At 71.6% G+C, this 14,296-nt stretch carries 13 protein-coding genes; 8 read left to right on the top strand and 5 right to left on the bottom strand.

Going from position 1 to position 14,296, the window contains the following annotated elements; genetic code table 11:
- Positions 1 to 10: 10 nt before the first annotated feature.
- The 3 genes from ACIRA5_RS28380 to ACIRA5_RS28390 all read left to right on the top strand — a co-directional run bounded on the left by ACIRA5_RS28380 (position 11) and on the right by ACIRA5_RS28390 (position 3,878).
- Complete coding sequence (locus tag ACIRA5_RS28380) at positions 11 to 1,204, top strand: acyl-CoA dehydrogenase family protein (protein WP_403695029.1); 1,194 nt, start codon at positions 11 to 13, stop codon at positions 1,202 to 1,204.
- Between the two features lie 422 nt (positions 1,205 to 1,626).
- The gene (locus ACIRA5_RS28385) at positions 1,627 to 2,754 is read left to right on the top strand and encodes a hypothetical protein (protein ID WP_403695031.1); all 1,128 of its coding nucleotides are present in this window, start codon (positions 1,627 to 1,629) and stop codon (positions 2,752 to 2,754) included.
- An 11-nt stretch (positions 2,755 to 2,765) separates the two neighbouring features.
- On the top strand, positions 2,766 to 3,878 hold the full coding sequence (locus ACIRA5_RS28390; protein ID WP_403695033.1) for a phosphotransferase family protein: 1,113 nt from the start codon (positions 2,766 to 2,768) through the stop codon (positions 3,876 to 3,878).
- A 13-nt stretch (positions 3,879 to 3,891) separates the two neighbouring features.
- Here ACIRA5_RS28390 and ACIRA5_RS28395 read toward each other — a convergent pair whose 3' ends face one another.
- Positions 3,892 to 4,329: a hypothetical protein gene (locus ACIRA5_RS28395; RefSeq protein ID WP_403695036.1), complete on the bottom strand. Its 438-nt coding sequence runs from the start codon at positions 4,327 to 4,329 to the stop codon at positions 3,892 to 3,894.
- Positions 4,330 to 4,596: 267 nt separating this feature from the next.
- Between ACIRA5_RS28395 and ACIRA5_RS28400 the strand changes: the two genes are divergently transcribed.
- The 4 genes from ACIRA5_RS28400 (at position 4,597) to fxsA (ending at position 8,735) form a co-directional block, all read left to right on the top strand.
- Positions 4,597 to 5,037, top strand: coding sequence for an Lrp/AsnC family transcriptional regulator (locus tag ACIRA5_RS28400; protein ID WP_067366187.1), 441 nt, complete (start codon positions 4,597 to 4,599; stop codon positions 5,035 to 5,037).
- A gap of 47 nt (positions 5,038 to 5,084) precedes the next feature.
- Positions 5,085 to 6,701, top strand: coding sequence for an amidohydrolase (locus ACIRA5_RS28405; protein WP_403695039.1), 1,617 nt, complete (start codon positions 5,085 to 5,087; stop codon positions 6,699 to 6,701).
- Positions 6,702 to 7,238: 537 nt separating this feature from the next.
- A complete protein-coding gene (locus ACIRA5_RS28410; RefSeq protein ID WP_403695042.1) occupies positions 7,239 to 8,033 on the top strand; it encodes a polyprenol monophosphomannose synthase in 795 nt (264 codons plus the stop codon).
- Positions 8,034 to 8,165: 132 nt separating this feature from the next.
- The gene (fxsA, locus tag ACIRA5_RS28415; protein ID WP_403695044.1) at positions 8,166 to 8,735 is read left to right on the top strand and encodes an FxsA family membrane protein; all 570 of its coding nucleotides are present in this window, start codon (positions 8,166 to 8,168) and stop codon (positions 8,733 to 8,735) included.
- A 245-nt stretch (positions 8,736 to 8,980) separates the two neighbouring features.
- Here fxsA and ACIRA5_RS28420 read toward each other — a convergent pair whose 3' ends face one another.
- From ACIRA5_RS28420 to ACIRA5_RS28435, 4 genes are all read right to left on the bottom strand, one after another.
- Positions 8,981 to 9,355 carry an RNA polymerase-binding protein RbpA gene (locus ACIRA5_RS28420; RefSeq protein WP_003977404.1) on the bottom strand — a complete coding sequence of 125 codons (375 nt, stop codon included), beginning with the start codon at positions 9,353 to 9,355 and terminating at the stop codon, positions 8,981 to 8,983.
- Between the two features lie 255 nt (positions 9,356 to 9,610).
- Complete coding sequence (locus ACIRA5_RS28425) at positions 9,611 to 10,960, bottom strand: MFS transporter (RefSeq protein ID WP_403695047.1); 1,350 nt, start codon at positions 10,958 to 10,960, stop codon at positions 9,611 to 9,613.
- 43 nt (positions 10,961 to 11,003) lie between these two features.
- The gene (locus ACIRA5_RS28430; RefSeq protein ID WP_403695050.1) at positions 11,004 to 11,771 is read right to left on the bottom strand and encodes a glycerophosphodiester phosphodiesterase; all 768 of its coding nucleotides are present in this window, start codon (positions 11,769 to 11,771) and stop codon (positions 11,004 to 11,006) included.
- A complete protein-coding gene (locus tag ACIRA5_RS28435; protein WP_403695052.1) occupies positions 11,768 to 12,457 on the bottom strand; it encodes a YitT family protein in 690 nt (229 codons plus the stop codon). Before ACIRA5_RS28435 ends, ACIRA5_RS28430 begins: the two co-directional genes overlap by 4 nt.
- Positions 12,458 to 12,592: 135 nt before the next feature.
- On the opposite strand from ACIRA5_RS28435, the gene ACIRA5_RS28440 reads away from it, so the two are divergent.
- Entirely contained in the window at positions 12,593 to 14,092 is a 1,500-nt protein-coding gene (locus ACIRA5_RS28440; RefSeq protein ID WP_403695054.1) for a PLP-dependent aminotransferase family protein, read from the top strand.
- Positions 14,093 to 14,296: the final 204 nt, after the last annotated feature.

A 14,296-nucleotide genomic window follows, 5' to 3' on the forward strand; every position in this document is an offset into this window, starting at 1 on the left:
GAGCGTCGCCATGCCCGACCGCGCCCCGCAGCCGGTGGACCGTCAACTGCCCACGGATGAGGCCCGGGATCTGATCTCGCTCGTCCGTGACATCGCGCAGCGCGAGATAGCCCCGAAGGCGGCCGAGGAGGAGGACGCCGGACGCTTTCCGCGCGAGATCTTCGGCCTGCTCTCCGATTCCGGACTGCTCGGACTGCCGTACGACTCCGAGTACGGCGGCGGCGACCAGCCGTACGAGGTCTATCTCCAGGTCCTCGAAGAGCTCGCCATGGCCCGTCTCACCGTCGGCCTCGGCGTCAGCGTGCACACCCTCTCCTGCCACGCCCTGGCGAACTACGGCACCAAGGAACAGCGGGCCGAGTACCTGCCCGCGATGCTCGGCGGCGGCCTCCTGGGGGCCTACTGCCTCTCGGAGCCGTCCTCCGGCTCGGACGCCGCCTCCCTGCGGACGAAGGCCGTCCGGGAGGGCGGGGGAGAAGCCGGGAGCGGGGAGGAGTGGGCGATCACGGGCACCAAGGCCTGGATCACGCACGGCGGCGTCGCCGACTTCTACACCGTGCTCGCCCGCAGCGGCGGCGCGGGCCCGCGCGGCATCACCGCGTTCCTGGTGCCCGGCCACGCCGAGGGGCTGAGCGCCGCCCCGCCCGAGAAGAAGATGGGCATGAAGGGCTCGCCCACCGCGCAGATCCACTTCGACGGCGTACGGGTGTCCGACGGCCGGCGCATCGGCGACGAGGGGCAGGGCTTCGCGATCGCCCTCGCCGCGCTCGACTCCGGCCGGCTCGGCATCGCGGCCTGCGCCATCGGCGTCGCCCAGGCGGCCCTCGACGAGGCTCTCGCGTACGCGACCGGGCGCGAGCAGTTCGGCCGGCCGGTCTCCGACTTCCAGGGCCTGCGTTTCATGCTCGCGGACATGGCGACGCAGATCGAGGCGGGCCGGGCGCTCTACCTGGCCGCGGCACGGCTGCGCGACGCGGGGCGGCCCTTCGCCAAACAGGCCGCCATGGCGAAGCTGCTGTGCACGGACACCGCGATGAAGGTCACCACGGACGCCGTCCAGGTGCTCGGCGGGTACGGCTACACCGCGGACTTCCCGGTCGAGCGCTATCTGCGCGAGGCCAAGGTCCTCCAGATCGTCGAGGGGACCAATCAGATCCAGCGGATGGTCATCGCCCGTCACCTCGCGGGGCCGGAGTCACACTGAACTGCCCGTAGCCGTACAGGACCGGCGGCGCCACCAGCCGGACCCACTCCGGGTCATGGCGCCCCGGCAGCGTGCGGCCGCGGTCGGCCCAGGCGCGGATCAGTGCGCGGTAGATGGGGGGATCCTGGGGCGCCGGCGCGGCGGCTGCCGGCCGAACCGATTCTGCCGGAGCCGGGACGAAGATCCGGCGAGGCCGCTCGGTCGCCGCGTATGTGGGGGTCATACCGGGGCAACGCGCGGACGAGTGCGCAGGTCACCCGCCCGCCTAATCGAGCGTGGGTTCGCGGCGGGCCCCTACGGGGGGTGCCCCGACGTGCAGGTGTCTGGCCCCGGGCCGTCATCTGACGTACCGTCAACTCGCGCCGCCGGGGGCCGCACCCCTCCGAGGGACGTCAACCGCCGTGCCCCCAGGGAGGCTTGCAGTGCCCGACGACCGCCCCGTTGCCCTCGACGAGTACCCCGTGCACCAGGTGCCCCTGTCCATGAAGCACCTCGCGACCGGGGACCGGAACGCGTACGACCGCTGCATCTTCCATGTTCTCGACCATCAGGGCAGGGCGCTGCTGATCCTGGGTCTCGGCGTCTATCCGAACGCCGGGGTCGTCGACGCCTACGCCACCCTGCGACTCGGCGACCGCCTGCACGCCGTGCGCGCCTCGGACGCGCTCGGGGACGACCGGATGCGCCTCGCCGTCGGCCCGCTGCGCATCCTCGTCGAGCGCCCCCTGAGGACCTTCTTGCTGAGCTGCGCTGCCGATCCCGCCGACCCGGAGGGACTGTCGTACGAGATCGCCTGGACGGCGGACTTCCCGGCCCTGTGGGAGCCGCACCACCTCCAGCGGCGCGGCGGCCGGCTCACGCTGGAGGGCAAACGCTTCGTGCAGGCGGGGCACTGCGAGGGCTGGATCCGGATCGGCGGCGAGGAGATACGTCTGGAGCGCGGCCGCTGGACCGGCACCCGCGACCGCAGCTGGGGCGTGCGCCCGATCCCGGGGGAGGAGGGCGGCCGGCTCGCGGAGGAGAACCCGACGGAGGGCTTCCACTGGCTGTGGTGCCCGGTCCGGTTCGAGGACCGGTTCCTGATGGTCGTCGTCCAGGAGGACGCCGACGGCTACCGGACGCTGAACGACGCGACACTCGTACGCAACGCGGAGCGCGACGTGCAACTGGGCTGGCCCCAGGCCGACATCACCTATCGCTCCGGCAGCCGCCACCCGACGTCCGCCGTCATCCACCTCACCCGCCCGGGGGACCGCAAGCCCATGGAGCTGGACGTGGAGGTGCTCACCTCCTCCCCGCTCGCCGTCGGTGCCGGCTATCCGCCCGCCGACGACTGGCAGCACGGCACCTGGGTCGGGCGCGACTGGACCGACCGCCGCGCCTACGACCTCTCCGACCCGTCCGCGCACCCCCGCGCCGCATACGGGGTGATCGACCACGCGGCCCGCTGCACGCTGGACGGGCAGGTCGGCCACGGCATCTTCGAACACGGCTCGTTCGGCCGCCACGACCCGAGCGGGTTCACCGGCTTCGACTCGGTCGCGCCCTGAGGGGGAACGAGATGGCCACGGCACCGCGCCCGCGCACGACCACCCGCGACCCGGAGGAACTGGGCCGCCGGCTGACCACCTGGCTCAGCGCCCGCCTCCTGGGCGCCAAGGCGGCCAATGTCACCGTCCCCGAGTCCAACGGCATGTCCAGCGAGACCCTGCTCTTCGACATCGAGCATCCCGAACCACCCCTGACCGCCTGCGCGTTGCGGCTGGCGGCGGACCCGGCGGCGTACACCGTCTTCCCCGTCTACGACATGCCCCGTCAGTACCGCACGATGAGACTGGTCGCCGAGCGCACCGATCTCCCCGTGCCGCGGGTGCTGTGGCTGGAGGAGGACCCCGCCCCGCTCGGCGCGCCGTTCTTCGTCATGGAACGGGTCGAGGGGCGCGTGCCTCCTGACGTCATGCCCTACACGTACGAGGGGAACTGGCTGCACGCGGCGAGCGACCAGGAACGCGAACGGCTGGAGGCGGCCTCGGTGGGTCTCCTCGCCCGGCTGCACGACCAAGTCCCGCTGCCGGAAGCCGACTTCCTGACCTTCCCGGGTGAAGGCAGCCCCCTCCGTCGTCACGTCGAGGCCCAACGCGCCTACTACGAATGGGTGATTGACGGGCTGTCACGCTCACCCCTGATAGAGAGCGCGTTCGACCGGCTCGACGAGCTGTGGCCGCGTGACGAGGGCGAGGCGGTGCTCAACTGGGGCGACGCGCGCATCGGGAACGTCGTCTACGACGGGTTCACGCCCGCTGCCGTCCTCGACTGGGAGATGGCGGCCCTCGCCCCGCGCGAGGTCGACCTCGGCTGGACGGTCTACCTGCACCGCTTCTTCCAGGACCTGACAGCGAGCTTCGGCCAGCGCGGACTGCCCGACTTCCTGCGCCGTGACCGCGTCGAGCGGTGCTATGCCGAACTCACCGGCCACACACCCCGGGACATGGACTTCCACACGCTGTACGCGGCACTGCGGCACGCGATCGTCATGCTGCGCGTCGCCTACCGTCAGGTGCACTTCGGCGAGGTCGCCGTACCACCGGACCCGGACACACTGATCCTGCACCACGGCAGCCTGCGAGCCATGGTGCAGGGCAGTTACTGGGAGGGACCGGCCGCCGGTCGCTGAACGCGAGGGCCGGTCAGGCGGCCTGACGGCGCATCTCGGGGACCCGCATCGGGCGCGAGGCCGGACCGCCGACGTGCGAGAACGGCTGCGTCCGCCAGTCGAGTCCCTGAGGGAGCGTCAACAGGAGGGCGGCGTCCTGCTCCTGAGGCTCCACCGACTCGTCGGCGGGGCGGGCGTCGCCCGCCGCACGGCCCGTGCCCGCGCAGACCGTCAGCCCGAACGGGTTCCACGGCGAGGCGCACAGCGCGTGCTCGGGCAGGCTCTCCTCGTCCGCGAGGAGCGCGATGGGCTGGGCGCAGTCCGGGCAGATCACCCGGTACATCTCGAAGGTGTCGTAGGCGTCGAACTCCTCACCGTCGACGGCGTCGGATTCGACGCCCTCCGGCTCGGGTTCGACGACCAGCTTGGGCCGCCTGGATGCGGGACGACCAGGGCGCTTAAGACTCTGCATGGGATTCTCCCCCTCGGGTGGGCCGACAAGGCGCTGCGGCCTCGACCACAGCAAGCATTTCCCGTCCCGTCTCTGCGGTAATCACGAGAACATCACGGACCCGGTTGCGGCACTGTGTCGTTCGTCACATGCCGCCCGCAGGTGCCCGGCGCGGTGGATTTGTCCACCAGGCGGTTCACATGCAGCACTCTGCCACATCACAAAGCGGGTATGACCTGCGCTGCTGAGGTATCCGACGAGATCAAGGGCCCTGTAGGTTCTTGCGTCATGGAGGAGCTGGACCGACAGATCGTGCAGCTGCTCGTCGCAGACGGGCGGATGAGTTACACCGACCTGGGCAAGGCCACGGGCCTGTCCACGTCCGCCGTGCACCAGCGGGTGCGCAGGCTCGAACAACGCGGTGTCATCCGCGGCTATGCCGCGGTCGTGGACCCCGAGGCCGTCGGGCTGCCCATGACCGCCTTCATCTCGGTGAAACCGTTCGACCCGAGCGCCCCCGACGACATCGCGGAACGTCTCGCCGGCGTGCCCGAGATCGAGGCCTGCCACAGCGTCGCGGGCGACGAGAACTACATCCTGAAGGTGCGGGTCTCGACCCCGCACGAACTGGAGGAGCTCCTCGCCCGCCTGCGCACCCTGGCAGGCGTGTCGACCCGCACGACCGTGGTGCTGTCGACACCGTACGAGGCGCGCCCGCCCCGCATCTGACCCACCCGGGGACCGACCGGACACCGGCAGGCGCGAGACTGTTCCCCATGAGTGAGAGCACCGCCACGTCGGACACCGTGCTGTTGCGCGGTGGAGAAGTCCACAGTCCCGCCGATCCCTTCGCCACCGCGATGGTCGTCGAACGCGGACAGATCGCCTGGGTCGGCTCGGAGGGCGCGGCCGACGCCTTCGCCGACGGGGTCGCCGAGGTCGTGGACCTGGACGGCGCACTGGTCACCCCGGCGTTCACCGACGCCCACGTCCACACCACCTCCACCGGGCTCGCGCTCACCGGCCTCGACCTGTCCGACGCGCCCTCGCTGGACGCCGCCCTCGCCCTCGTACGCGAGTTCGCCGCCGGCCGCCCCGCCGACCGGGTGCTGCTCGGCCACGGCTGGGACGCGGCCCGCTGGCCCGGTGGCCGCCCCCCGACGCGCGCCGAACTCGACGAGGCGGCCGGCGGACGCCCGCTCTACCTCTCCCGCATCGACGTGCACTCCGCCGTGGTCACCACCGCGCTCCTGGACCTGGTCCCGGGGGTCACCGCACGAGCGGGGTACGCCGCCGACGGCCCCCTGACCCGGGACGCCCACCACGCCGTGCGCGCCGCCGCGCTCGGCGCCGTCACCCCGGCCCAGCGCACCGAGGCCCAGCGCGCCGCGCTCGCCCACGCCGCCTCGCTCGGCATCGGATCCGTGCACGAGTGCGCGGGCCCGGAGATCTCCTCCGAGGACGACTTCACCGGACTGCTGCGGCTCGCCGCCGAGGAAGCCGGCCCCCGGGTCGTCGGCTACTGGGCCGAACAGGATGTCGAAAAGGTCCGGGCGCTGGGCGCGCTCGGCGCCGCGGGCGACCTCTTCGTCGACGGGTCCCTGGGTTCGTACACCGCCTGCCTGCACCAGCCCTACGCCGACGCCGACCACACCGGCACCGCCTACCTGGACGCCGCCGCCGTCGGCGCGCACGTGGTCGCCTGCACCGAGGCGGGCCTCCAGGCGGGCTTCCACGCCATCGGGGACGCCGCCGTGGCCGCCGTGGTCGAGGGAGTCCGCGCAGCCGCCGAGAAGGTCGGCCTGGCCCGTGTGCGCGCCGCCCGGCACCGCGTCGAGCACGCCGAGATGCTCACCCCGGAGACCATCGCCGGCTTCGCCGAGCTCGGCCTCACCGCCTCCGTGCAGCCCGCCTTCGACGCGCTGTGGGGCGGCGAGAACGGCATGTACGCCCAGCGCCTGGGCGCCGAGCGGGCCCGCGCCCTCAACCCGTTCGCGGCCCTGCTGCGCACCGGCGTGCCGCTGGCCTTCGGTTCCGACAGCCCCGTCACCCCCCTCGACCCGTGGGGCACCGTGCGCGCCGCCGCGTTCCACCGCACGCCGGAGCACCGGGTCTCCGTGCGCGCCGCGTTCGCGGCGCATACGCGCGGCGGGTGGCGGGCGATCGGACGGGACGACGCGGGAGTCCTGGTGCCGGGCGCGCCCGCCGACTACGCCGTGTGGCGCACCGAGGAACTGGTCGTGCAGGCCCCCGACGACCGGGTCGCACGCTGGTCGACCGACCCTCGTTCGGGTACTCCTGGACTGCCCGATCTGAGCCCCGGCGGCGACCTGCCGGTGTGCCTGCGCACGGTCGTCGGCGGGCGGACGGTCTTCGTACGGCCGGGCGAGTGATCTCCGGGGGTGGCGCCGCGGTGATCATCCGCCGCCGCCCTGTCGCTCGACCTGCGCATCCTCCGCGCTGACCAGGCAATTGAGGGAAAACCAGCAGGTCAGACGAGTGTTGACAGCTGGCCTCGGGGGGCCGGTAGGTTCGGCCGGGTCCACCACCGGACGTCCGACCGGAGAACTTCCACGCAGTCGCCGGAGCGCCGCTGGGTCAGGGGTGGTGTGCCGCACCGGCGCACCACCACTGGGAGCCAGGCTCAGCGCCAGTGCGACGGCGAGGGAACGTTCATGCCTGTCGGAAGGGTGTGACCCGGGTGGGGCCCGGACGTCCAGTAGACAACGGCTTTCGGTCGACCCGCAGCCAGCGGGTCCCAGGTCGGCCCGAAGGGCGCCGGGCCCCGATCCGCAGTACGGTGCTCCGGCGCGGCGGGCTCTCTTACCCGGCTCTTGCCGAATCGACACCCCCGTACTAACGCGCCGACGCTTCAGTGCAGGCTGCGGCCACTATGGTGGACCCCTGCGTACGGACATGAAGGGGCAGTAGTGAACGACGGCGACGGGACCCTCGCGGCAGGAGCCAAGGGGAGGCAGTTCGGCCCGCTCGGCACGGCCTTGGTGATCATCCCGACCTACAACGAGGCGGAGAACATCAAGAAGATCGTCGGCCGGGTGCGAGCCTCGGTGCCCGATGCTCACGTTCTCGTGGCGGACGACAACAGCCCGGACGGCACGGGCAAGCTCGCCGACGAGCTGGCCGCCGAGGACGACCATGTCCAGGTGCTGCACCGCAAGGGCAAGGAAGGGCTGGGCGCCGCGTATCTCGCGGGCTTCGCCTGGGGCCTGGAGCGCGGCTACGGCGTCCTCGTGGAGATGGACGCGGACGGCTCGCACCAGCCCGAGGAACTGCCCCGGCTGCTGACCGCGCTCAAGGGAGCCGACCTCGTGCTGGGGTCGCGCTGGGTGCCCGGTGGGCGGGTCGTGAACTGGCCCAAGTCCCGCGAGTTCATCTCGCGCGGCGGCAGCATGTACTCCCGCCTCATGCTCGACGTGCCGATCCGGGACGTCACCGGAGGCTTCCGTGCCTTCCGCCGCGAGACCCTCGAAGGCCTCGGACTCTCTGAAGTCGCGTCCCAGGGGTACTGCTTTCAGGTGGACCTGGCCCGGCGTGCGGTCAAGTCCGGGTTCCACGTCGTCGAGGTGCCCATCACCTTCGTCGAGCGCGAGCTCGGCGACTCCAAGATGAGCCGCGACATCCTCGTGGAGGCGCTGTGGCGGGTCACCACGTGGGGCGTGGGGGAGCGGGTCGGCCGGATCACCGGCCGCAAGCACACGTCGTAGGAGCGCTTGTGAAGCGGGGGCGGGCCCGGGTGGGGCCGCGCCCCCACTCCCACTTCGCCCTCACTTCACTCCACAGCTACAGCTGATCATCCGCTTATCCCGTACTGAGCTGTGCCCAGGCACACTGGGTGCATGACGACTGGCGCACCGACCCCTACACACCCCGCGCGGCCGCGGCGATCCCCGCTGCGCACCTACCTGCCGCTCGGCATCGCCGTCTGGCTGGTGCTGGAGATCTGGCTCCTGACCGTGGTCGCGGGCGCGGCGAGCGGTTTCGCGGTCTTCCTGCTGCTGGTCGCCGGTTTCATCCTCGGTTCCGTGGTCATCAAGCGGGCCGGCCGCCGTGCCTTCCGCAATCTCACCGAGACGCTGCAACAGCAGCAGAGCGGGGTGGCTCCCACGAGCGGGGGCGGCGAAGGCAACGGGCTGATGATGCTCGGCGGTCTGCTCCTGATGATCCCCGGGGTCATCTCCGACGCGCTGGGCCTGCTCCTGCTGATCCCGCCCGTCCAGAAGGCCCTGAGCCGTTACGCCGAGCGCGCCATCGACCGCAGGATCCGCGAGGCCGCTCCGGGCAGCGTCGGTGACGCCTTCCAGCAGGCCCGTATCCATCGCCCCGACGGCAAGGTCGTCCAGGGCGAGGTCATCAGGGAAGAGAACCCGACGACGGACCCGGGCCCGCGTCCGCCACTGAACCGCTGACCCAGGCTCCCGCCTCGCGGGCCCGTGGGTTTTCACCCGCGGGCCGGTGGGGGGGCTGGTCGCGCAGTTCCCCCGCGCTCCTGAGGGGCCGTTCTCCGCGCTCCTGAGGGGGCGCAATGGCCGGCGCCGGTCCATATACCGCACCGCACCGCCACGCGCACAACGCACAGAGCCGCGGGCCCCGTACGACTTGCGTACGGCGCTCGCGGCTGCGTGCGTGGTATGCCGCCCAACCCCCGGAGGGGTTACGCGGACTTGCGGCTGTCCCGCGGATGCACCGCGATGTTCATCGCGCCGGAGCGCAGAACGGCCAGGCGCTCCTCGAGGACCTCTTCGAGCTCCTCTCGGGTGCGCCGCTCCATCAGCATGTCCCAATGCGTACGCGCGGGCTTGGCCTTCTTTTCCTCAGGGCCGTCGCCGTCCACCAGGAGTGCCTGGGCCCCGCAGACCTTGCACTCCCACTCGGGCGGAATCTCCGCCTCGACCGAGAAGGGCATCTCAAACCGGTGCCCCTTCTCGCATGCGTACTCCACGGCCTGGCGCGGGGCCAGGTCGATGCCGCGGTCCGTCTCGTAGCTGGTCACCACGAGGCGCGTGCCGCGAAGAGCTCGCTCACTCATGAATCGTGCCTCCCGGGCTTGTCGCCCACAGGACAGGTGTCGCTGTCGTCGTCATCCGGTCAACGTCCGGTCGGCGGTAAAGATTCCCGTTCCGGGTCATGCGTCGCCGTCGTAGCCGCCCCTTGTTGTACCCACCGGCGCCCGGTTTGTCACATCTGGCAGCAGATGTCACCCAACGCTTCACTATCTTTGACGCGCAGTAACGGTACGCCTGGCAGGCCAAACGCGTACACTACCGGCCTTTGGCCTCAGGTGCTAAATCCTGTCCGGTACGGGATTACCCGCGTCGTGCACGGCCTGCCGCACCGGAACCCTCGCGAGCAGCACGAATCCGATGACGAAGAAGGCCACGAGCGAGATGATCGCGTCCCGATAACTTCCCGTCAGCTGGTAGGTCAAACCGAACAGAAGCGGGCCGAGCCAGCTCATCCCCCGGTCGCTCATCTCGTACGCGGAGAAGTACTCGGCCTCCTTCCCGCTCGGCACCAGATGGGAGAACAGCGAGCGCGAGAGCGCCTGGCTGCCGCCCAGGACCAGGCCGATCCCGGCGGCCAGGACGAAGAACCAGACGGGCGCGCCCGCCGGCAGGAAGTACCCGGCGCCGAGCGTCACGGTCCAGGCGACGAGCGAGCCGAGGATCGTGCGCTTCGCACCGTACGTCCGTGCGAGCCGTCCCATCCCCAGGGCGCCCCCGACCGCGAGCACCTGCACCAGCAGCACGGCGACGATCAGGGTCGACTGGCTCAGCCCCAGCTCCTCCGATCCGTACACCGACGCCTGCGAGATGACCGTCTGGATTCCGTCGTTGTAGACGAGGTAGGCGAACAGGAAGGCGAGGGTGAGCGGTTTGCCCCGCATGTCGCGCACGGTGGCCGCCAGCTGCCGCCATCCGTGCCCCGGCGCCTGCCCCGCGGACGCCGTGGGCCGGTCCCGCAGCCGCTTCAGCGGCACGAGGGTGAAGGCGCCCCACCAGACGCCCGCCGAGGCCAGACAGATGCGGACGGCCGTCGACTCGGAGACACCGAAGGAGTCGTGGGCCGAGTACAGGACCAGGTTCACGACCAGCATCAGCGAGCCCGCCGCGTAGCCGAAGGCCCAGCCGCGGGACGAGACCGCGTCACGCTCCTCCGGCGGGGCGATCTGCGGCAGGTAGGAGTTGTACAGCACCATCGACACGGCCACCGAGGCATTGGCGACGATCAGCAGCAGACCACCGAGCAGATAACGGTCGCCGTCCAGGAAGAACATGCCCGTGGTGGCCGTGGCGCCGAGATAGGCGCAGAGCGCGAGCAGGGGCTTCTTGCGGCCGGTACGGTCGGCGGCCGCGCCCGCCATCGGCATCACGAAGATCGACACAATGACGGACGCCGAGACCGCGTAGGCGAAGAATGAGCCCGCGCGGACCGGGATGCCCAGCGGATGGACGAAGCCGCCCGCGTCCGCCGCGTGCTTGGCGACGGATGTGAGGTAGGGGCCCAGGAACACGGTGAGTACGCTCGTCGAGTAGACGGAGCACGCCCAGTCGTAGAAGTACCAGCCGTGCTGCTCGCGCCGTCGTTCGGTGACCTCTTCGGTCGCCTGTGCCCGCACGGTTTCGGTGCTCACCCGTGCCCCCTCGCTTCCCGCTGAACGGACCGCGCGAGAGGGCTCAGACCCAGGTGCCCCGGTCCTCCAGGACCCTGCGCAGCGTGTCGATGTGATCGGTCATGATGCCATCGACGCCCAGGTCCAGGAGCCGGTGCATCCGATCGGGTTCGTTGACCGTCCACACGTGGACCTGCAGGCCGCGCGCGTGGGCGGCGCGTACGAAGCGCCGGTCGACCACCGGCACGCCCGACTGGGACTCGGGCACCTGGGCGGCGATCGCCGAGTCGCGCAGCGCGGCCGGGATGCCGTACGAGCGCAGCCGCAGCCCCACGACACCCTTGGTGCCGTACGACGTCGCCAGACGAGGTCCGGCCAGACGCTGGGCGCGGAAGACCCGCGCCTCGGAGAACGAGCCGACGCAGACGCGGTCCCAGGCGTCGAGACGGCCGATGAGGTTCAGCAGGGGGTGGAGGGCGGGTTCGGCCTTGACGTCGACGTTCCAGCGGACGTCGGGGAAGGTTTCGAGGAGTTCCTCGAAGAGGGGGACCGGTTCCTTGCCCGCCACGCGCGCGTGGCGCACGTCCTCCCAGGGCAGGTCCGCGATCCGGCCCGCGCCGTCCGTCACCCGGTCCAGGGTCACGTCGTGGAAGGCCACGAGCTTGCCGTCCGACGTCGCGTGCACATCCGTCTCGATGTAGCGGTAGCCCGCTTCCACCGCGCGGCGGAACTGGGCGACGGTGTTCTCCAGGCCGTCCGCCGCGCCGCCCCGGTGGGCGAAGGCGATCGGGCCGGGGTGGTCGAGGTACGGGTGGCGTATGCGCGGGCTCACCCTGGAAGTATCGCTCGCTCCGGTTGACCGGCGGCAACGACGGTGCTGCCGCCCGGTGCCGGGCGGACGGCGAACACGCGCAGGAAGAGCTGGGCGAGCGGCCCGATCGCGACGGCGTACAGCACCGTGCCGATGCCGACCGTGCCACCGAGCGCGAATCCGGTCGCGACGACCGCCACCTCCAGGACCGTGCGCACCAGCCGGACCGAGCGCCCCGTACGCCGGTGCAGGCCCGTCATCAGACCGTCACGGGGACCCGGACCGAAGCTGGCCGAGATGTAGAGGCCCGTCGCCACACCGTTCAGCACGATGCCCGCCACGAGCAGCGGAATCCGTACGGCCAAGGAGTGGGCGTCCGGCACCAGGGCGAGGGTGCCGTCCAGGGCGATGCCGACCACGAACACATTGGAGACCGTGCCGAGGCCCGGGCGCTGGCGCAGCGGGATCCACAGGAGCAGTACCGCCGCGCCCACGACGATCGACACCACGCCGATCGTCAGACCGGTCAGTTCGGCGAGCCCCTCGTGCAGCACGTTCCAGGGCTCCAGACCGAGGCCCGACTCCACCAGCAGGGCCGAACTCGCGCCGTACAGCGCGAGGCCCACGTACAGCTGGACGAGGCGACGAGGAAGTCGTCGCCCGGATCCCCCGCGTTCCCGGTGTGGGGAGTCGGCGTGTGTGGACAAGAGGTGCCCCCTGTGGTGATGACCCGTGCTGGTGCGTGATGACCCGCGGTGGTGATAGTGGCCTGGCGCGTGACATTCTGTGGCCTGAAGGATGGTGCGATCCAAGGCCAATCCGAGGAAGGTGGACTGGGAATCATGACGCAGTGGACTTCGGCGATGGGTGCCGCGCAGCTCGCCCGGCTTCTTAACTCCCAGCAGGAGCGCCCCGCGGGGCCCGGCACCCGCCGCCCGCCCGCCTATCGCGCGCTCGCCGACGGCATCCGGCTGCTCGTCCTCGAAGGCCGGGTTCCGGTCGCCGCGCGGCTGCCCGCCGAGCGGGAGCTCGCGCTGTCCCTCTCCGTCAGCCGTACGACGGTCGCCGCGGCCTACGAGGCGCTGCGCGGCGAAGGGTTCCTGGAGTCCCGCAGGGGAGCGGGCAGTTGGACCGCCGTCCCCGCCGGGAACCCGCTGCCCGCGCGCGGCCTGGAACCGCTGCCGCCCGAGGCCCTCGGCTCCATGATCGACCTCGGCTGCGCGTCACTCCCCGCGCCGGAGCCCTGGCTCACCCGTGCCGTGCAGGGCGCCCTGGAGGAGCTGCCACCGTACGCGCACACGCACGGCGACTATCCGGCGGGGCTGCCCGCGCTGCGCGCGATGATCGCCGAGGGGTACACCGCGCGCGGCATTCCGACCATGCCCGAGCAGATCATGGTGACGACCGGCGCGATGGGCGCGATCGACGCCATCTGTCATCTCTTCGCCGGGCGCGGCGAACGCATCGCCGTCGAGTCACCCTCCTACGCCAACATCCTCCAGCTGATGCGGGAGGCGGGCGCCCGGCTCGTCCCCGTCGCCATGGCCGAGGGGCTCGCCGGCTGGGACGTGGAGCGTTGGCGCCAGGTCCTGCGCGACGCCGCGCCCCGGCTCGCGTACGTCGTCGCCGACTTCCACAACCCGACGGGAGCCCTCGCGGACGAGGACCAGCGCCGCCGCCTGGTGGACGCGGCACGGTCGGCGGGGACCGTACTGGTGGTCGACGAAACGATGAGCGAGCTGTATGTGGAGGAGGGGCTGTCGATGCCCCGCCCCGTGTGCGGCTTCGACCCCTCCGGGTCCACGGTCATCACCGTGGGGTCGGCCAGCAAGGCGTTCTGGGCGGGGATGCGGATCGGGTGGGTCCGTGCGGCCCCCGATGTCATCCGCAGTCTCGTCTCCGCGCGTGCGTACGCCGACCTCGGAACGCCCGTGCTGGAGCAGCTGGCCGTGAACTGGCTTTTCAGCACCGGGGGATGGGAGCGGGCCGTGGAGATCCGGCGTGCGCAGGCCCGCGAGAACCGGGACGCGCTCGTCCTCGCCGTGCGCCGTGCGCTGCCCGATTGGGAGTTCACCGTGCCGCGGGGCGGGCTGACGCTGTGGGTGCGCACCGGCGGGCTGTCCGGCTCGCGGATCGCCGAGGCGGGCGAGCGGGTGGGGGTACGGGTGCCCTCTGGGCCGCGGTTCGGGGTCGACGGCGCCTTCGAAGGCTATGTGCGGCTGCCGTTCACCGTGGGGGGTGCGGTGGCCGAGGAGGCGGCGGTCCGGTTGGCCGCGGCGGCGCACCTGGTGAGAACGGGCGCGACCGGGGGCAACGAAGCGCCTCGCACGTTTGTGGCCTAGCGGCTGACCGGAACCCCGGTGGGTTCGTCGGCTGCGGGCCGGTGGGGGCCGGTCGCGCAGTTCCCCGCGCTCCTCAAGACTCCCGGCCCGTCCGGGGTTTGAAGACGAGGCCGTTCAGGCCGATGGGGGGCCGGGGCGCAGCCCCGTCCCATGGGCGCGGGGAACCGCGCTACCAGCCCCCACTCACCTGCAGTCGAAGAACTC

The organism is Streptomyces sp. NPDC096311, from assembly GCF_044763085.1.
Lineage (GTDB): Bacteria > Actinomycetota > Actinomycetes > Streptomycetales > Streptomycetaceae > Streptomyces.

Bases quoted from the DNA above. Each gene is read 5' to 3' on its own strand.
- ACIRA5_RS28420 (WP_003977404.1), bottom strand. From the start codon at position 9,355: ATGAGTGAGCGAGCTCTTCGCGGCACGCGCCTCGTGGTGACCAGCTAC.
- ACIRA5_RS28380 (WP_403695029.1), top strand. From the start codon at position 11: ATGCCCGACCGCGCCCCGCAGCCGGTGGACCGTCAACTGCCCACGGAT.
- ACIRA5_RS28440 (WP_403695054.1), top strand. From the start codon at position 12,593: ATGACGCAGTGGACTTCGGCGATGGGTGCCGCGCAGCTCGCCCGGCTT.
- ACIRA5_RS28400 (WP_067366187.1), top strand. From the start codon at position 4,597: ATGGAGGAGCTGGACCGACAGATCGTGCAGCTGCTCGTCGCAGACGGG.
- ACIRA5_RS28405 (WP_403695039.1), top strand. From the start codon at position 5,085: ATGAGTGAGAGCACCGCCACGTCGGACACCGTGCTGTTGCGCGGTGGA.
- ACIRA5_RS28395 (WP_403695036.1), bottom strand. From the start codon at position 4,329: ATGCAGAGTCTTAAGCGCCCTGGTCGTCCCGCATCCAGGCGGCCCAAG.
- fxsA (WP_403695044.1), top strand. From the start codon at position 8,166: ATGACGACTGGCGCACCGACCCCTACACACCCCGCGCGGCCGCGGCGA.
- ACIRA5_RS28390 (WP_403695033.1), top strand. From the start codon at position 2,766: ATGGCCACGGCACCGCGCCCGCGCACGACCACCCGCGACCCGGAGGAA.